This window comes from Paenibacillus alginolyticus DSM 5050 = NBRC 15375 (genome assembly GCF_000422905.1).
GTDB classification, from domain to species: domain Bacteria; phylum Bacillota; class Bacilli; order Paenibacillales; family NBRC-103111; genus Paenibacillus_E; species Paenibacillus_E alginolyticus.
Genome location: NZ_AUGY01000030.1, coordinates 50640 through 74017, shown reverse-complemented (window position 1 = coordinate 74017; position 23378 = coordinate 50640). Strand labels below are relative to the sequence as shown.

Here is a 23378-nt window from a genome sequence, read left to right as displayed (position 1 = left end):
TCTTGTTTATGCAATCTTCTTTGCATCAGTCGCTTTATCGTATGATCCAAACGAGCTTGATGCAGCGGCTTAAGCAAATAATCGACCGCATTCAGTTCGAACGCTTGGATAGCATATTCGTTATATGCCGTTACAAACACAATATCGATTCCCGGGCAAGCCTCCTGTGCCAGCTCCACTGCATCGATGCCCGACAGCTCCGGCAAGTGAATATCGAAAAATATGACGTCCGGCTGAAGTTCTGGCATTTGCGCAATAGCCTCCCGCGCATTCTGAAACGAGCCGACCACCGAAATCCCGGAATACCCCGATAGCATTCGCCGAATTTGATTGAGCACCAGCGCTTCGTCATCCACCAACATAATCTTCATGTATTTCACGCTCCATAAAAATGCATACATTGTTTTTCAGCGCCATTTGACCAGCTATACCAATACTATCGGGATTTTGGCAATGGATAATTAGTGCTTTTCCGAACAAGCCGTGTTGCTGCGGAAAAAGAGCGCTGTTATTCACTATATCATCATTAGGGTGCTGTTCCCACGAAATTTGGGAGTCCTGAAGAAGCTCACATATCGCTGCCATTGGTAGCCTCAACCGCTCGAATTCGCATATTTAAAAAATGAAATTAAATAGCCCATGCAACTGCGCATAGGCCTCTTTGATTTCGTCGTTTAGTTATAAATATTTGATAAAGCAGCTACTTCAGACTCTTTCAATACCCCAGCCGTCTTTTGCTTCTTTCTGCCAAAAGAAAGATAGTAAATCGCTAAAATAACCAGTTGCAATGCGGCTATAACGAAGCAGATATTACTGAAAATAAAGCCAGAAGAGTAGCTGTAAAACGGGTTCCAGTTTGGAACACCTCGGGATCCAAGATCAACGATTTTACTGTATACGCTGATAGCGATCCCTTGCGAAATGAAGTTGACCATCACGAGCATGCCCATCCCAACGCCAACTTGTTCCTTAGGCAAGGTCCTTGAAACCGAATTGGAAATCGCAATGACGATGAAAGATTGTCCGACGTTGCCGAGAATCAGAAAGACAGCAATGAGCAGGGGAGAACCTCCGGTAAAAGTGGAGAGCAAAAGAAAACAAGCCAGCAGTAGGCTTGAAGCCACATATACGACGAAGGAGTTGCCTTTTAGATCCGCGAGTCTACCGCCTTTACGTCCAAATACGGCCGAAGCCACGGCTGCAGGGACCATCGCGAAGCCGATCCAAAGGGATGGCAGCTTCTGAATATCTGCTAATAGCAGAGGGCTGAGTACATAAAGTGAGCAGCAAGTACCATTGATGAGGAATGAAATGGTCAGTCCGAGTGTGTACTTTTTATTTCGAAAGAGTTTTGGCGCAATAAACGGCTCCCCAACCGAGCAAATTCGAGCAATGAATAACCCTAAAGCGAGTAAGCCACCTAATAAAAGCCAGATTCCCTTCGTAACACTCAGCAATAATAAAGCAATTGTGATGGCTAACAGACTACCGCCAATCCAGTCAAATTTCCCTGTTGTCCCCGGCTGTTCATTTCCTAAATACTTACGGTAAAAAGGGAGTGTCGCCAAAACTAGCAAGGGCACAGCAAATAACCAGCGCCAGTGTACCGTGCTAACGATTAATGCAGCGACAACGGGTCCAAGTGCATTACCAAAAGCCAAACCTACCGCTGTCATGCCAAGGGCAGCACCTCTGCGCTCCGGAGCGAAATAACGCAAGGGGATGATCATCGCAATCGCGGGAATAACGGCAGCTCCGGATGCTTGCAGACATCTGCCGACTAGCGCCATTCCGAATGTTTGTGAGGTTAGCCCGATGAGGGACCCAGCCGTAAATAATAAAAGTCCGAAGGTTACCAAATTTTTCAGCTTATAGCGGTCTGCCAGCTTCCCGTAAGTGACTGCGCCAATCGCGTAGATCAGAATGTAGGCCGATGATAGCCAGCTGACCTGGGCAATCGTGAGAGAGAAGTCTTCACTAATTTTGGGCAAAACGATGTTGAACATGATGCCGCTCATCATGGATATAGTCAGGGTGAACATCAAAATACGCATTAATTTGTCGCTGGTTTGCTGTGGTTCTTGGATTTGGGTAGTCAAACGTGACCACATCCTTCTTTTATAATTTGACTGTCAGTACTGACTGACACTTAGTCAGTAAAAAAACTAGGGTTGTAAGGCCCTAGCAAATATCTTTACGCTCTCTTGAATAAATGGCTCCAATGAAATGGTTGAATAGTTTTTATGACTATCGAGATCGTTCATGTAGGCCCCGAAATTCATCATCATAAAGGAGAAGGCGTGCATCTCCGGATTCGTGGGAATCATTTTGCCTTTTTCAGACATTGTAATGAAATAATTCGTTAAGATTTCCAGCAATTGCAGAGGATGCTTATGCGTACGCTCGCGGAATCCGGGCAGTTGACCCTCTTCTTTGAGACTGATCTGGATCAATTTGCGATTACGGTTCATAATCTCATGATAGGTTTTACTAACCAGAAGCAGATCCTTCTCTAGATCCCACACGAGCTTTTCACTAAACAGCTTTTTCATCTCTTCGGCATAATGATAGCGGTCAAATGCGGCTTCGAGGAGCTTCTGTTTACTGCCGAATTGACGAAACAACGTCTTCTCACTAAGACCTGCTTCCGTGGCAATTTCAAGAGTGGTTACCCCATTGTAGCCTTTAGCCGCAATCAAATTGAGTGCCGCCAAGAGAAGTCTATCGCTGCTTCCCAGCTTGCTGCTGTCCATATGATCCCTCTTCCACAAACATGTCAGTACTCACTGACATTATAATATGCTGAATATAGAATAAAGTCAACGTATGTATATCCTGCTTTAAAAATTTACCGGCAAAATTTCATCGATGTGGAGTTAGAGGAGTACCCCCTGTTTAGCCAAAAAAGCTAATGACCAGAATGCCGATCAGGATGAGAATGGAGCAGATAATTCTTAGTTGGCCTTGCTTTTCTTTGAGCACAACAATGCCCAGAATTGTTGCGAAGACCGTGCCAATCTCACGAATGGGTGAGATATGGGCGACAGGAGCATATTTCATGGCGAACAAAAATAACAAATAAGATCCGGGATTGAGGATCGCACCCAGTAAAATGATCTTGGCGTTCAGCTTCCACTCGACGCGAAGTTGTTTAGAAGCGAGGACAATCGGCGTCAGTGCAGCCATGAATCCGATATTCGTAACCTCCAATAAAGCGATAGCTGAGACATGCTGAAGGTTGAAGCGATCAACAAAAATGTAACATGTCGTACATAGGCCGACACAGAGGGCCATAAGGAACGGCTTAACAGTTCCGGGCGATACTTGTTTACGGGTGAAAATACCGCTAAGCCAAATGAAACCGAAGACCATGCAGAGCAGACCTATCCAACCGTATATCGATAAGGATTCTTGAAGGAACAAGACGCTGCCGATGGGAATGAGGAGCGTGCTTGTGCCTCGCATAATCGGATACACCTGAGACAGGTCGCCCATATTGTAGGTGCGTGCCAATAACAGGGAGTAAACGCTTTGCAAACACGCAGATAAAAGTAAGAATCCGTAGGCTTTTAGAGATAAAGGGTTAAGCCATAGTTCTCTGATTAAATAAGGAAGAAGTCCGATTGTGGTTACCATCATGATGGACCATAGGAAGACGCTTTTATTCTGGCTTCTTTTGGTGAATAAGCTCCAGACTGCGTGCGTAAGACCTGAAGCTACGACTAGTAAAATTGAAACGATAAACAAGCGATCATCTCCAAACCTTGAGAGAAGTTAGACGTTGGGGATGTGTTCGGGTTGATCCATGATTACCGTACCGTCAGCCAGCCGCAGCCAGGATTCGAAAGAACGCTCGCCTTCGCGGAGTCGAATCATCCTGGCACCGCGTGGGAAGCCTTCTTTGCCATAGGTATTGTAGCCCGTTGCTCTTCCGTAGCATAGACGTACGCCGTGAAGCTCACCCCAATAATCGTTGACGTGGTCGTGGCCGCAGAAGGTTCCGATAACATCGCCCATTTCGACTATAGCCGTAAACAAGCCCGAATTGACGGGAGGGCAGCAGACATGTTCAAACTTGTTGCCATAGCACGTCTCATTGTCCCAAACTTGTTTATACTCCGGAAGCGGGATATGGAAGAAAGCCAGGGCAGGGTAATCTTGCGCCCCCATGCTCGATTGGAGCCTACGGGATTCCTCCCTGTACCAGTCGATCTGATCGCTGCGAATCCAATCATAGCCTTGGATATGCGGCAGCGCAGATCGATCCCCGGAATCGAAGAAATACAAAGCGGCAGCGGTCTGACCATCGGAACCCAAAATAGATAACGTATAGTTGCCGACACCGTTAATTTCTTCTGGTCCTCGCTGCGCAACGGTATGGGAATGCTCCAGCACGGTATGCATGAGCTCATCTCTAGTGATGGTAGTTTCTGTATCGTGATTGCCGAACACAACGGCCCATGGAATACCGCGAGATTCGGCCGTATGAACGGCATCGCGAAATGCTTGATGCGGATGCTCGCAAACAGGCTCACCGGAAGCTCCGTACCCTGTATAAATGACGTCGCCCGTAAATACGACAAGGTCAGGACGCTCAGCGTCTAGCACATCTTCCATTAGACGACGTGTTTGCTGATCCTCATCTCCACCATTTTCCCAATGTAAATCGGTGAACTGGACGATGGTAAATGTTTGATCCTCACGAAAGGCAAGCTGATGCACGATAAATGTCCCCCTATAAGTTGTATTTTTGTAGTATTCATGTTGTTTCTTTGTGATATAATGTTGTTTGTTGGCTATTGTATCGCTGGTTTGTCATGCTGTCAATGAAGAATTTTTTCGAAAAAATGAATGAAAGCAAGCATGAAAACGTTCTCTTCAGTATAGCTCGTGGCGATGGTTTTTTTTCACAAAAAAGAGCGATTAGGCAAGAAATGCCGATATACGGTACGGAGTAACAACCTTATCTTTATAATCAAAACCTATTAAATGTAAGTAAGAGGAGACTACATCATGTCTGATAAAAAGATTGAATTACGGTGTTTGAATTCTTTGGCTAAAGTAATCGCTCATCGTGAACTGGATTCCCGTTATTTTCTTGAACGAGCAACAACATTCAGCAATGAGATTTTCTCTTTTCAGGTAGCTTATCGATCGGAGCAGCTTGTCAAAGGGATACGAGTCACAATCGAGTCACTACTTTCCGATTCAATTACGGTGCGAAAAGTAGGATTAGTGCCAAGTGAATTAGCATGCTATGGCGATCATGATGATGATGTAATCAGTGATCAACCTGGACTGTATCCGGATCCGTTGATGCCTTTGGATGTCCATGGTGAGGTCGCTTTACCTGGGAGTTGGAGCTCTTTATGGATAACGGTTGAGCTCAAGAATCAACATTTAGAGGGTGTGTATCCAATTGATGTGATTTTGCTGTCTGCTGATGGCAATCGGATGGGCTCAGAACGTATCGATTTACAAGTACTAAGCGGTTCTTTACCGAAGCAAAAGTTAATTCGAACCGAATGGTTTCATACGGATTGTTTGGCCAATCATTACCATGTGAATGTCTTTAGCGAAGAGCATTGGGCACTGATTGAGCAATATGTTCAAACTGCGGTCAAACAAGGGATCAATATGATTTTAACACCATTATTCACCCCTCCATTGGATACAGAAGTTGGCGGTGAGCGCACGACTGTGCAGTTGGTAGAAGTCCAGCGTGATGAGAATGGGTACCGATTTGATTTTCGCTTACTGGAGAGATGGATAGCGCTTGGAGACCGCTGCGGGGTTCAATATTTTGAGTTTTCTCATTTATTTACGCAATGGGGGGCACAGTTTGCACCTAAAATCATGGCTGCGGAAAAGGGGCTGCTGAAACGAATATTTGGTTGGGAAACTGATGCAACTGGGGAAGAATACGGTCAGTTCCTAGAGGCGCTTTTACCTGAATTGGATCGGTTTATTAAAAAGCTGGGCATTCAGGATCGCGTATTTTTCCACGTTTCGGACGAACCGACCCTGGATAATTTGGAATCGTATCGGGCAGCAAGTACACGGTTGAGCCAGTTTCTTCAAGGCTATCCTACATTTGATGCGCTTTCGGACTATGAATTTTACGGGCATGGCCTTGTGAACACACCAGTGGTTGCCAACAATCATATTGATGCATTTATTAGCCGCGGCGTGGATAACCTGTGGACTTACTATTGCTGCGCGCAGTACAAAAAAGTATCGAATCGATTCTTTGCATTTCCTTCGGAGAGAAATCGGATCATTGGATTCCAGTTATATAAATTTGATATTCGAGGGTTTTTACATTGGGGGTATAACTTCTGGTACTCGCAATATGCGCGTAAAATGGTGAATCCATTCGTCCAAACGGATGCAGATCGAGCTTTTCCATCAGGGGATGCCTTTCTTGTATATCCAGGAGAAACGGGACCCATCGAATCTATTCGAATGGTCGTATTTTATGAAGCTTTGCAAGATGTAAGGGCGCTTGAAATGTTGGAAGGCTTGATTGGTCGCGAGAGAACGATTGCTTTAATTGAAGAAGATCTTGAATTACCATTAACCTTCAGCGATTATACGCATGAACCTGACTGGATTATCAAGAAACGTGAGAAGATCAATCAACTGATTGCCTCGCTGGCTTAAGGATGAAGCCGATCCGTTGACATCGTAAGTGCCACCTTATAAACTGGATGAAAACAACAGGAAACATCACGATGTGGATATCATCGGTCAATAGCTGATGCTTACGATGCCAGTTTTCCTTGCGGATAACTCTTAGGAGGCCATTATGTCATTAACATACGAAGATCGCAGGATGACGATCCTGAACCATTTGGAGATGGAAGGGAAAGTGCAGGTGCATCACCTGTCTGAGATGCTTAACGTCTCGACGGAGACGGTGCGGCGGGATTTGGATCGGCTAGAGAAGGAAGGCAAGCTTCGCAAAGTGTACGGAGGCGCTGTCAAAATGCGCATCGAGCTGGTCGAGCCACCCTATCTTAGGCGGGCGCAAATGATGAGATCGGAGAAGGCCGGCATCGGTAAGCTGGCTGCCTCTTTGGTCCAAGACGGCGAAACGATTATGCTGGATAACGGCACGACGACGATTGAAATTTTGCCTTACCTGAAGGATCGTACGAATGTAACCTTGATCACCCATTCTGTTCCGATTCTCAATCTGGCCATGGAAATGTTCCGGGGGAGAATTATTTTCGCAGGCGGGGAAGTGAACATGGAGTGTCAGGCCGTAACAGGCTCGTTAACGGATCAGTTTCTGGATCAATTTAAGGTGAACAAAGCGTTTATCTCTGTAGGAGGCATCTCACTGGCAGACGGCATCACCGACTTCCATTTAGCTGAAGCCATCATTTCGCGTAAAATGATGCAGCGCGCCGAGGAAGCCATTCTGGTAGCAGATCATTCCAAATTCGGAATGTCTACGTTCGCTAAAGTGTCAAAGCTTGAAGATATCTCGATGCTCATTACCGATCCGGGCTGCTCGAAGGAATGGATCGATACGATTGAGGCGCTCGGCATTGAAGTGCTGATTAGCGACTAATAGGAAAATCGCCACCGAACCGGCTCTCTTAGCGGCGAAAGGGCGATTTTTTCTTTGCAAATCAGGGCATTCTCAAAAAATGAGGATGATACAAAAAGAAGCGACGTCTATTCCTAAGAAAACAATACGATTGAATAATCGACGATATACGACATCAACAGGCGTGAGATATGCTTCTTTCACAGGGCTAATCCGCTTCACGGCGGTAGCGCCGGACTACGAGATAAGGGGAGTGTTTCCATGAAAAGAAGATTTCAATTTAAAATGCTGCCGATCGCGGCAACCATTCTTACACTATCGCTTGCAACCGCTTGCGGAAATGCTGGATCTACAAAAGATGCTGCTAAGGGCAGCGCAGCGCCAGCCACAACAGCATCCGTTTCTAAAGATCCTGTGAAGGTGACATTGTGGACACCGATGAATCCGAATGCGAAAGCCGTCGTCAAGAGCTTGAACGAGCTGCCGATGGTGAAAGAGTGGGCAAAGAAGACAAACGTAACGTTTGACTTCCAACATTCTTCTGGAAATACACCGCAAGATGATGTTCAGCAATATGGTGTCATGGTTGCTTCTAATAATCTGCCGGATTCGATGTTGTGGAATTGGAACAGCGTTCAGGGCGGAACATCCAAAATGTTCAAAGACGGCACGATTATTAAACTGAACGACTTAATTGAGAAAAATGCGCCGAATTTGAAGAAAATTATGGACGCTAACCCGCAGATCGCCAAACAGATCAAGGCGGATAACGGTGATATTTACGCGATGCCTCACTTGAAGGTAGGTCAATATGGCCAGTACAAAACATTCAGCGGCATGGTCATTCGTCAGGATTGGCTGGATGAGCTCGGACTGAAATCGCCGGAAACGATTGATGAGTGGGAAACGGTGCTAAAAGCGTTTAAAGAGAAGAAAGGTGCTATTCCTTTCACATTGAACAAATCCTATCCGATGTCATTTGCTGACTTCGCAGGCGCATACGGTGTTACGGGCATGTCGACGATTGCGAATGCGAGCAGCTTCTATATCGATAATGGCAAAGTGAAATTCGGGCCTGCTCAGCCAGAATTTAAGCAATATTTGACGACGATGCAAAAATGGTACAAGGAAGGTCTGATCGATCCGGACTTCGCGTCCAATGACTCCAAAACGATGGATGCCAAAGTAACTTCCGGCAAAGCGGGAGCGTTCTACGGTTTCATTGGCGGAAGCATCGGTACGTATACACCGGCACTGCAGAAGACAGACCCGAAAGCGAAGCTCTCAGCTGTCCAATATCCGGTTTTGAAAAAGGGCGACGAGCCTAAATTTGTGCAAGCGTCATGGGAATACGATAACATCGGAACGGTCATTACGAGTGCGAATAAGCATGCGGCCGAAACGGTAAAAGCCTTGGACTATCTGTATAGCGAAGAAGGCGCAATGCTAAAAAACTTCGGTATCGAAGGTCAAACGTACACGAAAGTAGACGGTCAACCGAAGTACACAGACCTGATTTTGAAAAATCCGGACAATCTGCCAATCAGTCAAGCGATGGCTAAATATTTTATCGCCAACTACGGTTTCTCCGGTTTGGATGATGACCGTTACAACGATCAGTATTATCAATTGCCAGCACAAAAAGATGCCGTAAAACTATACGCTAAATATGCGAATAATGCCTACAAAGTGATGCTGCCACCAGTGGTTCTGTCTACGGATGAAGCGAAGGAGTCTGCGAAAATCTTGAACGATGTGAGCACGCTGTTGACGGAGCAAATCACCAAAATTGTGATGGGTGCAGCCAAAGTTGAAGATTATGACAAAACAGTAGAGCAAGTGAAAAAGATGAATATGGATCGTGCTGTGGAGATCTACCAAACGGCAACAGATCGTTACAACAAACGCTAAAAAGTTCGAGGGGAGCCAGCCTCCCCTTTTCATCACACGTATAAGGAAGTGAGAACATGGCCCATTCCATTCGGGTTTTACTAGATGACATAAGAAAAAATCGCGCGATCTACCTGATGGTACTGCCGGTTGTGCTGTACTTCTTCATTTTTAAATATTTCCCGATGTATGGCGCCGTTATCGCCTTCAAGGATTTTAGTCCTGCGAAAGGCATTTGGGGCAGCGATTGGGTAGGCTTTCAACATTTTAAAGATTTCTTTCAAAGCTATTATTTTATCCGCGTGCTGCGCAATACGTTTCTAATCAGCTTTTATAACTTGATATTCGGCTTCCCGGCACCGATTATTCTTGCGATCCTTTTGAATGAGCTTCGCCAGAAGCTTTTTAAATCGATTGTGCAGACGGTGTCCTATTTGCCGCATTTCATCTCGATTGTGGTCATTTCAGGGTTAATTATTGACTTCACGAACCGTGGAGGGATTGTGAACTCCATCATTATGTTCTTTGGCGGGCAAGATTCTGCGCTTATGAATAACGCCGAGAATTTCCGTACCATTTTCGTCAGCACGTCTGTTTGGCAAGAACTTGGTTGGTCATCCATCATTTATTTGGCCGCGCTTAGCGGGATTAATCCGGAGTTGTACGAAGCTGTTCGCGTTGATGGGGCAGGGAGATTTCGTCAAATCTGGAGTGTAACGCTTCCGGGACTCATTCCAACGATTATGATTTTGCTCATTCTTCGAATTGGCGGATTGATGGAGGTCGGCTTCGAGAAAGTCGTTCTGCTCTATAATCCAAATACGTATGAAACGGCGGATGTGATTTCGTCCTTTGTTTATCGTGAAGGGCTGGCACAAGGGAATGATTATAGCTATACAACGGCTGTTGGGCTATTTCAATCCATGTTCAACTTCATTTTACTTATTAGCGCTAACAGCATATCCCGCCGATTCTCCGGCAGCCGGTTGTGGTAGCCTACGCTTACGATGTCAGCTTTTCTTATGAAAAGCTCTCAGGAGGAACTAACGATGAAATTAAGCGCAACTGAGCGTCTATTCGATATCGGTAATGCGATTCTTATGATATTGCTTATCGTCTGTACGTTGTACCCGTTCTACTATGTGTTCATGGCTTCCATCAGTGATTCCAATTTGCTAATCCAGCATTCGGGCTTGTTGTTGAAACCGCTGGGGTTTAATCTCGGTGCTTTTCAGAAAGTAATTGCGAATCCCAACATTTTGACCGGATATGGGAATACGCTGCTCATCTTGATTTTGGGTACGGCGGTTAATCTGTTTTTTACTACGCTTGGGGCCTACGCGCTGTCCAGAAAGTTCGTGATGCGGAAGTTCCTGATGATCTGTATCGTGTTTACGATGTATTTCAGCGGCGGATTGATTCCGACCTATTTGTTAATCAACAACTATCTGCACATGGGAAATAGCTACCTTGCACTCATCTTACCCGTGGCGATCAGCACGTGGAACTTGATTATTATGCGAACTTCGTTCGAAGCGATCCCTGAGGGCTTGATGGAATCCGCTAAGATTGATGGCGCAGGCGAATGGCGCATTTTGTTCCAGATTGTGGTGCCGCTGTCCATGCCTGTTATTGCCGTAATGGTGCTTTACTATGGCGTAGCCCATTGGAATTCCTGGTTTAATGCGATGCTGTTCCTTCACGATCGGGAGAAGTTCCCGCTGCAGCTGATTCTTCGAGAAATTCTGGTGCAAAACAGCACGGATTCGATGACCACTGGAACGGGAAATGCAAACGACACGCAAGCGATTGGGGAAAGTATTAAATACGCAACGATCATGGTTGCTACCTTGCCGATTCTGATTGCCTATCCTTTTTTACAGAAATATTTTGTGAAAGGCGTCATGGTTGGCGCACTCAAAGAATAACGACCAAACCTGTTCTCTTTTGGATCTTCAAAAGGGGGCGGGATATTTGGTTTTTTCCACTTTCTGTGAGGGAATCACTAAAAATGATGATGATACAAAAATCGTAGATTGTACTTGCGCTGTTGAAGATGGGATAATACTGCATACAGCATGAGTAAGGGAGGACTTCTTTGTGAAGCGGAGCGTATTTTTATTTTGGCTTTACTCGAACTTAACCATTCTATGTATTCCCATCGTCATCACGATGTTGGTCCTTTTTCAGTCGCAGCATTTATTGAACTCTGAGGTCATTCGATCGAACAAAGCGCTGCTTAACCAGGTGAAGCAATCGCTGGACAATCAGTTCAAAGATATTAAGCGGATGGGCCTCCAGCTTTCCCTGGATCCTAAGGTCATTAAGTATGTTAATCAAACTGATTTCGACAATCCGCAAGTCAAGATCGATACACTGGATCTGATCACTTCACTTCGTTCGTATGCCGCATCGAATGGGGATATTCACGATTTATATGTATATTTGAAAAAAGGGCATTTCGGGGTTACGACATCGACAATGAATCAAGATGAGCTCCTTTTCCAATTGCTCCACGGAGGAAATAAAGGCATCACCATGAAGCAGTGGAGCGACAGTATGGAGAAAATCTACTATGGAAATTTCCTTCAATTTGCTGACGATGACTTGGTGTACATGCAGTCACTGCCGATTCAGAATGCGAGTGAAGCGCCGGCAACTCTTGTTGTTATGTTGAATGCAGAGCGGTTGAAAGCAGCTATCTCAAATATCCAGATTGCCCAAGCAGGCAGTGTGTTAATACTCGATTCCACCAATAAGCTGCTGATGACAGCAGGCGATTCGGATCATGTATCCGATATTGATTTCGAGCAGATCCAATCAGCAGAAGGCTCATTTAGTCAAAAATGGGGCAAGGAAGAGGTAACGGTTTCTTACGTTTCTTCGGTTGAAAATGAATGGAAGTATGTCTCCATCGTTCCTACGAAAATATATTCAGCGAAAGTAAGTCAATTGCGCAGCTGGATTTATGCGGGCTTATTTCTGTGTATTTTTGTTGGTGGTCCGATGTCTATCTGGCTGACGCGAAGACATTATATGCCGATCCGCCGCATGGTGGATTTGGTTTCTCCGAAGGTGAAGTCCAATATCGAAGGGATTGGGAATGAATTCTCACTGCTTCAGTCCTTCATGTCGGAAAATGAAGCTTTGCAGGTTACGGCAAACCGAACCATCCAGAAGCAGCAAGACGTGCTGCGCAGCCATTTTCTGGCACGACTGCTCAAAGGCAGAGTCGAGAGCGGTTCGGCACTCGCGCAATCAATGGAATCGTTTGACCTCCGGTTCGAGACGAACCGTTTTGCCGTCTTACTGTTTCATATCGGCGACTATGAGGCTTTGTTTGCTGACAGCGGATCGCGCGATGCGGAGTCCAAATTGCAGTATGTTTATTATATTGTGACGAACATTACGGAAGAGCTGATTCGCAGAAAACATACGGTGTTCACGACCGAAGTGGACGGTATGATTGCTTTTCTGGTTAATATTCAGAATGACGATGAAGTTCGGACGAAACAGGATTTGATTGAGATTGCGCAAGAGGCGCAGACGATTATTCAGGGGAAATTTTATATTCAACTGACGATAGGAATCAGTGACATCCATCCACTTTTGACCGGAATCCCCCTTGGATTCGACGAGGCGCTGGAGGCGCTTGAATATAAATTTGTCATTGGCCCAAGCCAAATCATCCCTTTTGATAGGATCAAACGACCGAAAAATGAGCTTTATTATCCGCTGGATATGGAGCGGCAGCTGATCAATCATATTCGAACTGGGCAGTACGAGGAAGCCATGGAGGCCGTCAGTGAACTGATCGTAACGAATGTGTCGGACGGCACGTTGTCGCTGCAGCTCGGCAAGCTTCTCATGTTTGAACTGATTGGCACGATCTTGAAGGCCATTGAGCATTTGGATCAGGGTCCTAATGAACTGGCGGTTGAAAAGCATGCGCTCATTAAGCAATTGACCCAGTGTGAGTCCTTTGTGGAAATCGAAGATGAGATTTATAAGTTTTTGAAAACCGTTTGTGACTACGTCGATTCCAAGAAGAAAAGTCACAATACGAATCTGAAGGATCAAGTGTTGAGTTATATTGATGAGCATTTGGAGGATATGGATTTGAGCCTGACCTCGTTGTCTCTGAAGTTTGAAGTGAATGCGCCGTATTTATCGCGGTTCATCAAGGAGCAGTCTGGGGAAACATTTATTGATTACGTCAATAAACAGCGAGTCCAGCTGGCCAAGCGGTTGATGACGGAGACCGATGATACGATTACGGATATTACGCAAAAGGTCGGCTTTTCGAACAGTAATACTTTCATTAGGGTGTTTAAACGCTATGAGGGCATTACACCGGGGCAGTTTAGGAAAGGGGAGTGAGGTAAGATTGAATGTGCCATTTTGTATGTTTTGACACAGAAAGTTGTCCGTTTTTTAGGTATAATGAGTGAACTAACAAAAAACGACAACTTATTCAGGGAGCGTGTAAAACATGAAATGGAAACTTAACATGGTGGTTTCGTTAGCCGTTGTGGGTACTTTATTAAGTTCAGCGGCCTATGCAGAGTCTAAGCATGATAAAGGTTCGGCTCAATCAAGTACAGGTACAGGTACAGGTACAAGTACAAGTACAAGTACAAGTACAAGTTCTAAAGATCAAGTGGATGTGAAGCTGAAGGAGAAGAAGGAAAAAGAAGAAGAGAATGAGAAAGACGAAGAAAAGGACAAAGGAAAGAAGAAAAAGGAAAAGAAGGATTCAGGAGAACATGAATCGGTGACTTCATCTACCTACGGCTCTCATGGACATAAGGGGTATAAAGGTTTACAAAACGCATACGAACACGTCCAAGATCGACCTGCCGGTGCTGTCATTTCCAAACTGCTGGAAAAGTACAATTTGCAGTTAAGTGATACGACAAATATTGGCTCACTTCTCTCAGACGCCGTAAATGAGGCGGAGAATAGCGGGGATTTGGACACAGCGGCCGATATTCAGAAAGAAGTCGTTAAATCAGATTCAGCGAACCTGAGTGTATACAAAAAGCTAGGAGCACTGAATAGCAAAAAAGGCAAATTAGGTATCAAAGCCTACGTTAATGGCCTTGAACCAAACTTTGAGGTCCCGCCATTTATTAAGGATGGGAATACGCTAGTCCCTTTCCGAGCGATTGCTGAAGCCTTGCAGGCTACCGTGACTTGGAATCCAGAAGATAACTCGGTTACCGTAGTGAAAGATGGTGTCACAGTGAAGCTTGTGATAGGTGTTCGTAAAGCCTTTGTGAATGGACAAGCCGTTGATCTAGAAGTGGCTGGAGAAGTCTTCAATGGATCCACGATGGTGCCGGCACGCTTCATTAGTGAAGCGCTGAAAGCCAATGTGCAGTGGGAACCAGAATCCCAAAGCGTCGTGATTAACGAAGTTGTAGGACCAACGCCGGACCTAGGCGCGGCACTGAAGTAAACTACACGAAAACGCCCGCAAACCGTGACACAGAAGTGAGATACACGAGAACGCCCGCAAACATTGAGGTTTGCGGGCGTTTTTATTGCTAGAGGAAACAGAAGGGTGCGCAAGTTGAAAAATAGCCTATTATACAGATGAAAAGGAACGACGATACGCTATTTCGTGATAAACACGTTGAAAATGGGATTTGCGGAACGAGGATCCGTTATTTAGTGAAAAAGTAAGATACGGAGGCAAAAATAACGAAATAACGTCCTGTGGTTCCGCGTACCCTGGTATTTTAGTGGTTTTGACCAAAATAGCGTCTCCTAGTTCCGTGTACCCTGGCATTCGAGTGGTTTTCGTCATAGTTCCTCTACAGTCCGAGCGGCTGCTGCGTGGTATGATGCTTCGGCTTGAACTCGCTTGGCGACAGGCCGGTCCAGCGTCGGAATTGCCGCGAGAAGTGGCTGGCTGAATGGAAGCCGAGCTTCTCCGCAATGTCGGTCATCGGCAAATTGGTTGTGACGAGCAGCTCTTTGGCTAGGTTCAGCTTTTGCCGGCTGACATACTGACGCGGCGATAGTCCGTAGACTTTGGAGAAGAGCTTGCTGCATTGACTGCGGCTCAGGTTCAGCTCTTTCGCGACCCCCGCGACGGACGCCTCCTCGCATAGACCGAGCGACAACTTTTCTTCAATTGCGTGGGCGACATCAGCAGTGAACAAGGAGGCGTCTTTGTCCGTCGTTGGCTCATGTCTACTTAGTGAGTCGTGTTCGCGAATCAAGTTTAGCACGTCATGGATGATAAGCAGGGTGTAGGACTGTAGCAGCAGTTTGTCCTCGAAGCGCAGATAGTGCTGTTCTTGTTTCACGTCCTCCGTCCGATTGCGATGCATGATAGCCTCTAGTTCGCTTACATAGAACTGAAGCTTGCTTTGCTCCGCGTCCTGACGATGAATGTGCCGATAAGGAGTAGTCGATAGCAGGCTGCGTATTTCGGTATCATCGAGATCGAAATGCACATTAAAATAGCCGTAATGTGTGGCGGCGGCATTTAAGGATTGATGCCTCACGCCGGATTTGATCAGCAGCCAGTCTCCTTGCCTCATGGTGATGGATTCACGGTTCATTTCTTGCACAACTTCACCCTCCGAGCAGTAAAGCAGTTCAAACAAATGATGATGATGTCTAGGATAGTTCCATCCAGGAGGCTGTAAACCAAAATGGCATCCAACAACTTGTAAGGTATTGATCAAATTAGGAAAACGGTACAAATCATCCATGAAGGACTCCTTCCGTATGTCATCGCTGTTCGTTCAATCATATCACTGTACTGGCACATTTGGTATAGAAAATGCTCCATTTGGAGATTGAGATCTGACCGCCTTTTCAGCGATGATTAGATCATTCATACACAATCGCATTCATCAGTCGGAGGGATAACTATGGCCATTTTACAAGCCCAAAATAAGCAATTTCTTTTAGATGGAAAGCCTATTCAACTCATCTCTGGAGCCATCCATTATTTTCGCGTCGTGCCTGACTATTGGGAAGATCGTTTATTGAAGCTCAAAGCTTGCGGGTTCAATACCGTGGAGACGTATATGCCTTGGAATTTGCATGAACCGGAGGAAAATGTTTTTAATTTCGCTGGCATTGCGGACGTGGAGCGATTCATTCGGAAGGCTGGCGAGCTGGGGCTGCATGTGATCTTGCGACCGAGCCCTTATATCTGTGCGGAGTGGGAGTTTGGCGGATTACCAGCGTGGCTGTTGAAATATCCGGACATGAGGCTTCGCTGCATGGATCGGACTTATTTGGAGAAAGTAGACCGATACTATGACGCGCTGATCCCGTTATTGGTCCCGCTGCTTAGCACAAATGGCGGACCCATCATCGCGATGCAGATTGAAAATGAATATGGCAGCTACGGCAATGACACAGCGTATTTAACGTATTTGCGGGATGGGCTTATCAAGCGCGGCGTTGATGTTATGCTGTTTACGTCTGACGGTCCGGAGGACGGCATGCTGCAGGGCGGGACGGTTCCAGGCACACTGGCCACGGTGAACTTCGGTTCTAAGCCGGAGGAAGCTTTTGATAAGTTTCGCGAGTATCGTGTTGATGAGCCGCTCGTTTGCATGGAGTACTGGAACGGTTGGTTTGATCACTGGTTGAAGCCTCACCACACGCGTGATGCGGGCGATGTTGCGGACGTATTCGACCGTATGCTTCGCGCTGGCGCCTCAGTGAATTTCTACATGTTCCACGGTGGGACGAACTTTGGCTTCTACAACGGTGCGAACTATGGTGATAAATATGAAGCGACCATCACCAGCTACGACTATGATTCTCCTTTGTCTGAATGCGGAGATGAGACAGAGAAATATAGAGCTGTCCGCAGCGTCATTGCTAACTATCTAGGAAAAGATGGTAAGGATTTCCCTGAATTGCCTGCACCCATTCAAAAGAAAAGCTATGGTCGTATTGCTTTGACTGAAAGTGCAGATATGCTTGACCATTTGACAAACCTCACTAAGCCGGTGAAGAGCACATGCCCAGAGCCGATGGAGAAGCTCGGTCAAAGCTATGGATTCATCGTTTATTCCACGCACGTGTCAGGGCCGCGCACCGGTGAAAAGCTGCACCTGCAGGAGGTACATGACCGTGCGCAAGTCTTCTTGGACGGTGTCTATCAAGGTACGGTGGAAAGATGGGATTCGCGTCCACTCCCGATGGACATTTCCGCTCAAGGCGCGAAGCTGGACATTGTGGTAGAGAACATGGGGCGCGTCAATTATGGTCCGAAATTAAAGGACTATAAAGGCATTGCAGAGGGTGTTCGAATGAACAATCAGTTCTTGTTTGATTGGACGATATATCCACTCCCACTGGACGATTTGTCGGCGATTCCATTTGGACGCTCCGCTGAGGTGAGTGAACGGAATGATCGCCCTGCGTTTTATCGAGGGGAATTCACCGTGGAAGAAGCGGGGGACACGTTCGTTCGTTTGGACAACTGGTCGAAAGGCGTAGTCTGGATTAACGGGTTTAATTTGGGCCGTTATTGGGAGAAAGGGCCGCAGCAAACTTTGTATCTGCCGGCGCCTTTACTGGGGACTGGACGCAATGAAATTATCGTATTTGAATTACATCATACAGAGAAGCCGGTCATTGAGCTGACGGATGCGCCGGATTTGGGATAACTTGTAATTGGAGGGATTGACAATGGCATCTAGAATGGCAGTCAAAAGAGTCATCATTCTTGGCATAGATGGGGCGGGGGCATTCGTCAGCGAAGCGGATACGCCGTATATCGATGTGCTCCTCCTTGGCGGAGCCAGGACGGATCTTGCGCAGACCGTATTTCCCTCCAATAGCGGGGAATGCTGGGGTTCTCTGCTGCATGGCGTAACGCCGGAGAAGCATGAGTCCCATTTGAATATTAAAATGGAACGGAACTACCCAGTTATCTCGGCAGCGCCCTCCTTATTTCAAATCATAAGTGAAGCCAAGCCTAACAACAAGATGGCTTCCTTCGTCTCATGGAAACCTATCCAGACCGGAATCATTGAAGAGAACGATGCGGTTTATAAATACGCTGCACCGGATGAAGAATTGGTTCCTGCCATTGCCGCGTATATCCATAACACCCCGGATTTTGAGCTGCTATTCGTTCAGTTGGATGATGTGGATGCTGCCGGCCATCGGCACGGGTATGGCTCCGAGGATTACTTAAAGGCGATCACGCGCGCTGACAATCAAATCGGTGAGATCAGTAAAGCCATTCTAGATGCAGGAATGCTGGAAGACAGTCTGATTATCGTAACGACGGATCATGGCGGCGGGGGCTTAGATGCCTTCAATCATGGCAGCGATCATCCGAAGGACATGACGATTTTCTGGGGCTGCCGCGGTCCGGGCGTCCTCTCAGAGGCTGATTTAGCTGGCATGACTATCATGGACACGGCTGCCGTCGCGCTGTCTGCTCTGAGCCTACCATTCCCGGATGATTGGGATGCCAAGCTTCCGGGCGGATTGCTGGTTAAAACAGGGCAGCGCTAAAGGATGACGCATGGCGACTGGAGATAGCCAGACGCCGTATGGGCAAAGAGCAATCGAGTCAGTGAAATGGAACCTCCAAATCCACCTGAAGTGGAAATGGGGGTTTTTCTTTTTTTTAGAGAGGCTCGGAATTCAAATTGGCATTAGGGAAATTGGAATACTATCTATGTCTAGTTGCGGGGAAAGGGTATGTACTTGTGGTGAATTTGTTTGGATTTTTTTGTGACGTCAGAGCTGGCAACGCAGGCTTGGCTGCAGGTTTTCCGCTCCATAGTGATGTTTTTCAATGCTAAAGTTTGAACGGGACCGAAATGTGTTTCGTTAACGATATAAAACAACCTTAAATGATGTGGAATCAACTATAGTGATGTTTTTCATTGCTAAAGTGTGTGCCAGAGGGGAATCTCCATATTTAACGATGATTAACATCGCTAAATACCTTGTAACTGGATGTGACAACTTCTAGCACCTAGCCTCAGCATCAGTCACCAGCATCAGTCACCAGCATCAGCACCTATCCTCAGCATCAGCCTCAGTAACTAGCTCCCAGTAACAGTCCCCAACCCCAACCCCCTCACTCAGCCTCTGGCACCAGCCCTCAGCCCCGGCTCTCCCAACCTGCGCAGACTCCAAAGTCCAGTCTATTGTACAATCAACAACCCCTTTCATCGAATAATGTGCTCATGAGAGGAGGGAGCGCGTTGGAGCAAATAACGATCGCCGCTGTCGGAGATTTATTGATGAAAAGTGAAATCATTGACTCAGCTAAACAAGGAGACGGATACTCGTTTGATTCTATTTTTGAACCCATTAAACCTTATCTAATGAACCATGATCTAACGATTGGTAATCTGGAGACGACCTTCTCTGGGAAAAGGCAATTGGGCAGGATGGGAATCCGTCCTAAATGCAATTGTCCAATGGAACGAAGGAATCCGAGGACGGGATACCCTGTATTCAATTGCCCAGATGCACTGGCAGCAACGCTGAAAAACGCAGGGTTTCATGTATTAATAACTTCCAATAACCATTGTATGGATGGTGGTTCAGCTGGCTTGAAGCGAACGTTGAAGGTTCTCGATCAGCACGGGCTCAAGCATACGGGTACCTCACGTACCCTTGATGAAGCTAATCAGCATCTGATTATGCGTGTAAAAGGGGTGAATATCGGCATTTTGGCCTATACCAAAGGGACGAATGCCATATCTGTTCCACGTCGATGGATGGTGAATTCATTCGATCGAAAAAGGATGATTGCAGATATCCGCCAATTGAAAGGCATAGCCGATTTCATCATAGTCTGCTTACATTTTGGGAAAGAGTATCAGACGTATCCGAGCAGAGATCAGAAACAATTGATGCAGTTTCTCTTTAAACAAGGGGTTAATGTAATCTTAGGTTCACATCCTCATGTGCTTCATCCGGTAACTCAGACCGTAATGAAAGACAACGATGGCAAGGTGCGCAATCGAGTCGCCGCGTCCTCCTTAGGCAACTTCGTATCGTCGAAGCTGACAAGAAGTGAGAATACGATTCGGGGAATGATTCTGTCATTGACTCTAACTAAAAATGAGAGTGGCGTCATAGATGTCAAAAAAATTGACCAAATTCCAACGATAGTGGAGAAGAGGAAAGATGATAAGACTACGTTTACAGTTGTTCCGGTTAAATAGTCTTCGGAAAGAAAAAGTGCCTCTCGCCATGTAATCACATGGGAGGGGCATTTTTCTTGTTGTTGCATCTGTTCATCATGAACCGATTTTTATTCATATTGTGAAAGGGGAAGGAACTGCTCGACGAGTTTTTCGGCCCAACGTTGATTGGCTTGCACTGTTCGCCCAGCGTTATGTGGAGTGTGAACGACATTGTGTCTTCCTAAAAGCGAATCATTCAATGGCAAGGGCTCGATGTCAAAAACATCGGCTGCAAGGCTAATCTCATTTTTAAGAACGCGCTCACGAATCGCCTGCATATCGCAAATTTCTGCTCTCGTTACCAATACCACTAAACATCCTTTAGGCAATGAATGAATATGCTCCGATGTAATTAGTCCTGTTGTTTTCTCTGTTAAGGGTAACATAGGTACGAAAATCTCAGCATCTTGGATAAGATGGCTCAAGTGCCATTCTTTTCTGGCTCCAGCGCGGTGAAAGGAAGGTTCAGTAGCGAAGGGATCCCAAGCTGCAACGTCTGCCCCAAGCATGCTGACAAAGCTGGCATAACGAGAAGCGATATTACCTGCCCCGACAATACGGACACGTTTACCCTCAACGGTTCCATTCGTAAAGTTGGGATCGTCACCAAACTGTTCTCCTCTTGTTTTCGGTGTGCCTACACAATTCTCGGGTTCATAGTGCCAAGGCTGCAAGCTTGTCATGATGTCATGATGCATTTGAGGAATTCTACGTAAACCACATAGGGTCAGCGCCAGACCGAATTCGGATACCGATTGTCCCCAATAACCTTCGCTAGGATGAGTGTACATGGTCACCCCTGCATCTTTCAAAATCTCCAATTGTTCATCCGCTAAAGAACTCCCATAGGAGTTGGTTGTAATAACGGCTTCTTTTAAGCTGCTGAAAGAGCGTAAGCAATCGGATGTTACAGCTACATTTAAGGAAACCAAACGGGTAACGCTGTCGGGTTCGGAAACAAGCTCTCCGAGGGGTTTTAACTCATCAGGAGCCACTCGAATAAATTCAGTTGATCCTTGGGCTTTCCAAAGTGTGTGAAAATGGTCCGCTGTCCACGGCCAGGTCGCATCGAAGCTAGGATGGACGATAATGACACTTCTCATAATGGGGGATCACTCCTAGTTCATTGATGTTTTAATGCAAAAATCTCGCCAATTGTTATTCACAAGGGATGGATCCCTATCACCACAAAATACGAGTATCCGATATTGATGGATTTGTATTTCGGCTTTACCCAGCTCCCACTGACCTGCAATACAACGGCTTGGGGAAATCCCTAATTCTCCATCAACGCGCCATGGCACAGGATGCTCCGGATTGTTCGGATGGTCCATAAACACAAAGCCGGCGTTATCAGTTCGGCCTTCAATTGGCATGCTGCAGGAAACCCAACGAGCGCGTTTTCCTTCTGCTTCTCTGTACAAGAATCGGATCTGGATGATTGCCACGATAAATACGTATGCTTTGTTCATCGGTTTCAGCTCTTAAATAGGGGATATTCAATGGGGATGACCTCCATCTACGAAATAACTTAACGGAATACGGGCAGCTTCACTTGCTCACCATTGTTCATGGCGGATTCATGTGCGCATATGCCGGCACAAGTCCAATTGGCAGACGTATAGACGTTGGGGAAAGACTCACGTTTCTCAACTATGCTCATGATGAATTCGTGTGCCAAATGCGGATGGGAGCCACCATGCCCGTTTCCTTGTTTAAAGGATAAATGTACGTTATCTGCTGAATCATAGACACCCTCCAGCGTATATTTACGTATGCCTTCTGGGAGCAAGTGCGCATAATCTGGAATTTCAACCCGCTTGGCATTCTCACCTGTGAAGATAACAGGTTCTTCCCCCTCTAACTGCTGCCATTCAAAGCTCATTTGATCCGCATAAACGTCAAAGCTTTCCACATATTCGCGTGATGTTTCAAAGAGAGAGCGCGTAACCTCCATGGCAAGGTTAGAGTCACGAAGTCGGAATATCGCGGATTCGACTGCAAAAGGCGACCCGTATTTGGCAGCAAGCTTATCAGCTATTTGTCCTGAGCCCATGCACGTGACGAATTCTGCTTCCTTACCGGCTAGTGCGAGCAATGGGCTAACCGCGTGTGTTGCATAATGCATGGGTGGGAGGCCTTCCCAATATCCAGGCCAGCCTGACATCTCTTGTTGATGAGCTCCGCGCAGAAACTGAATCCTCCCAAGTTGGCCGCTGTCTCGCAAAGCTTTCACATATAGAAACTCGCGAGTATAAACGCAGGTTTCCATCATCATATAATTTTTCCCAGACAGCTGCCCAGCTTCGACTATTCGCCTACAATCTTCAACAGTTGTCGCCATAGGAACCGTACAAGCTACATGCTTGCCTGCCAACAATGCGGTAATGCTTTGCTCGGCATGGTTAGGGATTGGAGAATTAATATGCACAGCATCAATGTTGTCGTCCTTTAGCATGTCATCGAAACTGGAATATCTAACTGGGATACCGAAATGGTCACCTATCTGATTCAGTTTATCCGTTGTTCTTTGACAGATGGCGTAGATGTCCGCATGGGGATGGTTTTGATAAATGGGTATAAATTCAGCCCCAAAACCTAAACCGATTATGGCGACTCGTATTTTTGAAGACACAGTTGGATCCTCCTATCCTATTCCATTTATAGCTTGACTTTAGAGCAAAAAACAAAAGAAGTCGATGAGATTATTTGCTTTTAAAATGAGA

19 protein-coding genes and 1 pseudogene are annotated in these 23378 nt (G+C 46.2%); 10 read left to right on the top strand and 10 right to left on the bottom strand.

What is annotated here, in order from left to right:
- Nucleotides 1-95 precede the first annotated feature (95 nt).
- From G519_RS52170 to G519_RS0115480, 6 genes and pseudogenes are all read right to left on the bottom strand, one after another.
- Nucleotides 96-317, bottom strand: a pseudogene (locus tag G519_RS52170) (LytR/AlgR family response regulator transcription factor); the annotation flags it as partial.
- A 31-nt stretch (nt 318-348) separates the two neighbouring features.
- The gene (locus G519_RS50210; protein ID WP_029195492.1) at nt 349-585 is read right to left on the bottom strand and encodes a hypothetical protein; all 237 of its coding nucleotides are present in this window, start codon (nt 583-585) and stop codon (nt 349-351) included.
- Between the two features lie 89 nt (nt 586-674).
- On the bottom strand, nt 675-2054 hold the full coding sequence (locus tag G519_RS0115495) for an MFS transporter (RefSeq protein WP_244280124.1): 1380 nt from the start codon (nt 2052-2054) through the stop codon (nt 675-677).
- A gap of 111 nt (nt 2055-2165) precedes the next feature.
- Nucleotides 2166-2753 (bottom strand): TetR/AcrR family transcriptional regulator, encoded by a 588-nt coding sequence (locus tag G519_RS0115490; RefSeq protein WP_029195490.1) that lies wholly within the window; start codon nt 2751-2753, stop codon nt 2166-2168.
- A gap of 142 nt (nt 2754-2895) precedes the next feature.
- Nucleotides 2896-3747, bottom strand: coding sequence for a DMT family transporter (locus tag G519_RS0115485; RefSeq protein ID WP_029195489.1), 852 nt, complete (start codon nt 3745-3747; stop codon nt 2896-2898).
- 27 nt (nt 3748-3774) lie between these two features.
- A complete protein-coding gene (locus G519_RS0115480; RefSeq protein WP_307720092.1) occupies nt 3775-4722 on the bottom strand; it encodes a metallophosphoesterase family protein in 948 nt (315 codons plus the stop codon).
- A gap of 291 nt (nt 4723-5013) precedes the next feature.
- Here G519_RS0115480 and G519_RS0115475 point away from each other — a divergent pair, with 291 nt between their 5' ends.
- From G519_RS0115475 to G519_RS43140, 7 genes are all read left to right on the top strand, one after another.
- The gene (locus G519_RS0115475) at nt 5014-6663 is read left to right on the top strand and encodes a DUF4091 domain-containing protein (protein ID WP_029195487.1); all 1650 of its coding nucleotides are present in this window, start codon (nt 5014-5016) and stop codon (nt 6661-6663) included.
- A 145-nt stretch (nt 6664-6808) separates the two neighbouring features.
- Nucleotides 6809-7579 (top strand): DeoR/GlpR family DNA-binding transcription regulator, encoded by a 771-nt coding sequence (locus G519_RS0115470; protein ID WP_029195486.1) that lies wholly within the window; start codon nt 6809-6811, stop codon nt 7577-7579.
- A gap of 240 nt (nt 7580-7819) precedes the next feature.
- The gene (locus G519_RS0115465) at nt 7820-9469 is read left to right on the top strand and encodes a type 2 periplasmic-binding domain-containing protein (protein WP_029195485.1); all 1650 of its coding nucleotides are present in this window, start codon (nt 7820-7822) and stop codon (nt 9467-9469) included.
- A 56-nt stretch (nt 9470-9525) separates the two neighbouring features.
- Nucleotides 9526-10443, top strand: coding sequence for an ABC transporter permease (locus tag G519_RS0115460; RefSeq protein ID WP_036633048.1), 918 nt, complete (start codon nt 9526-9528; stop codon nt 10441-10443).
- A 54-nt stretch (nt 10444-10497) separates the two neighbouring features.
- The gene (locus G519_RS0115455) at nt 10498-11376 is read left to right on the top strand and encodes a carbohydrate ABC transporter permease (protein ID WP_029195483.1); all 879 of its coding nucleotides are present in this window, start codon (nt 10498-10500) and stop codon (nt 11374-11376) included.
- Between the two features lie 172 nt (nt 11377-11548).
- On the top strand, nt 11549-13828 hold the full coding sequence (locus G519_RS0115450) for a helix-turn-helix domain-containing protein (protein ID WP_029195482.1): 2280 nt from the start codon (nt 11549-11551) through the stop codon (nt 13826-13828).
- Nucleotides 13829-13940: 112 nt separating this feature from the next.
- Entirely contained in the window at nt 13941-14909 is a 969-nt protein-coding gene (locus tag G519_RS43140) for a copper amine oxidase N-terminal domain-containing protein (RefSeq protein WP_051253421.1), read from the top strand.
- Nucleotides 14910-15267: 358 nt separating this feature from the next.
- Here G519_RS43140 and G519_RS0115440 read toward each other — a convergent pair whose 3' ends face one another.
- On the bottom strand, nt 15268-16176 hold the full coding sequence (locus tag G519_RS0115440; protein WP_029195481.1) for an AraC family transcriptional regulator: 909 nt from the start codon (nt 16174-16176) through the stop codon (nt 15268-15270).
- Between the two features lie 162 nt (nt 16177-16338).
- Between G519_RS0115440 and G519_RS0115435 the strand changes: the two genes are divergently transcribed.
- From G519_RS0115435 to G519_RS0115415, 3 genes are all read left to right on the top strand, one after another.
- A complete protein-coding gene (locus tag G519_RS0115435; RefSeq protein ID WP_029195480.1) occupies nt 16339-18099 on the top strand; it encodes a glycoside hydrolase family 35 protein in 1761 nt (586 codons plus the stop codon).
- A 22-nt stretch (nt 18100-18121) separates the two neighbouring features.
- Entirely contained in the window at nt 18122-18958 is an 837-nt protein-coding gene (locus G519_RS0115430; RefSeq protein ID WP_051253420.1) for an alkaline phosphatase family protein, read from the top strand.
- 701 nt (nt 18959-19659) lie between these two features.
- Nucleotides 19660-20631 carry a CapA family protein gene (locus G519_RS0115415; RefSeq protein WP_029195477.1) on the top strand — a complete coding sequence of 324 codons (972 nt, stop codon included), beginning with the start codon at nt 19660-19662 and terminating at the stop codon, nt 20629-20631.
- An 89-nt stretch (nt 20632-20720) separates the two neighbouring features.
- Here the strand turns inward: G519_RS0115415 and G519_RS0115410 are convergent, their stop codons facing one another.
- The 3 genes from G519_RS0115410 to G519_RS0115400 are packed head-to-tail and all read right to left on the bottom strand — an operon-like array spanning nt 20721 to nt 23287.
- The gene (locus G519_RS0115410; RefSeq protein WP_029195476.1) at nt 20721-21755 is read right to left on the bottom strand and encodes an NAD(P)-dependent oxidoreductase; all 1035 of its coding nucleotides are present in this window, start codon (nt 21753-21755) and stop codon (nt 20721-20723) included.
- Nucleotides 21756-21770: 15 nt separating this feature from the next.
- Complete coding sequence (locus G519_RS0115405; protein ID WP_029195475.1) at nt 21771-22124, bottom strand: DUF6807 family protein; 354 nt, start codon at nt 22122-22124, stop codon at nt 21771-21773.
- A 59-nt stretch (nt 22125-22183) separates the two neighbouring features.
- Nucleotides 22184-23287 carry a Gfo/Idh/MocA family protein gene (locus G519_RS0115400; protein WP_029195474.1) on the bottom strand — a complete coding sequence of 368 codons (1104 nt, stop codon included), beginning with the start codon at nt 23285-23287 and terminating at the stop codon, nt 22184-22186.
- Between the last annotated feature and the right edge of the window lie 91 nt (nt 23288-23378).

Bases quoted from the DNA above. Each gene is read 5' to 3' on its own strand.
- G519_RS0115455 (WP_029195483.1), top strand. From the start codon at position 10,498: ATGAAATTAAGCGCAACTGAGCGTCTATTCGATATCGGTAATGCGATT.
- G519_RS0115440 (WP_029195481.1), bottom strand. From the start codon at position 16,176: ATGGATGATTTGTACCGTTTTCCTAATTTGATCAATACCTTACAAGTT.
- G519_RS0115475 (WP_029195487.1), top strand. From the start codon at position 5,014: ATGTCTGATAAAAAGATTGAATTACGGTGTTTGAATTCTTTGGCTAAA.
- G519_RS50210 (WP_029195492.1), bottom strand. From the start codon at position 585: ATGGCAGCGATATGTGAGCTTCTTCAGGACTCCCAAATTTCGTGGGAA.
- G519_RS0115465 (WP_029195485.1), top strand. From the start codon at position 7,820: ATGAAAAGAAGATTTCAATTTAAAATGCTGCCGATCGCGGCAACCATT.
- G519_RS0115495 (WP_244280124.1), bottom strand. From the start codon at position 2,054: ATGCGTATTTTGATGTTCACCCTGACTATATCCATGATGAGCGGCATC.
- G519_RS0115405 (WP_029195475.1), bottom strand. From the start codon at position 22,124: ATGAACAAAGCATACGTATTTATCGTGGCAATCATCCAGATCCGATTC.
- G519_RS43140 (WP_051253421.1), top strand. From the start codon at position 13,941: ATGAAATGGAAACTTAACATGGTGGTTTCGTTAGCCGTTGTGGGTACT.
- G519_RS0115410 (WP_029195476.1), bottom strand. From the start codon at position 21,755: ATGAGAAGTGTCATTATCGTCCATCCTAGCTTCGATGCGACCTGGCCG.
- G519_RS0115490 (WP_029195490.1), bottom strand. From the start codon at position 2,753: ATGGACAGCAGCAAGCTGGGAAGCAGCGATAGACTTCTCTTGGCGGCA.
- G519_RS0115460 (WP_036633048.1), top strand. From the start codon at position 9,526: ATGGCCCATTCCATTCGGGTTTTACTAGATGACATAAGAAAAAATCGC.
- G519_RS0115470 (WP_029195486.1), top strand. From the start codon at position 6,809: ATGTCATTAACATACGAAGATCGCAGGATGACGATCCTGAACCATTTG.
- G519_RS0115430 (WP_051253420.1), top strand. From the start codon at position 18,122: ATGGCATCTAGAATGGCAGTCAAAAGAGTCATCATTCTTGGCATAGAT.
- G519_RS0115435 (WP_029195480.1), top strand. From the start codon at position 16,339: ATGGCCATTTTACAAGCCCAAAATAAGCAATTTCTTTTAGATGGAAAG.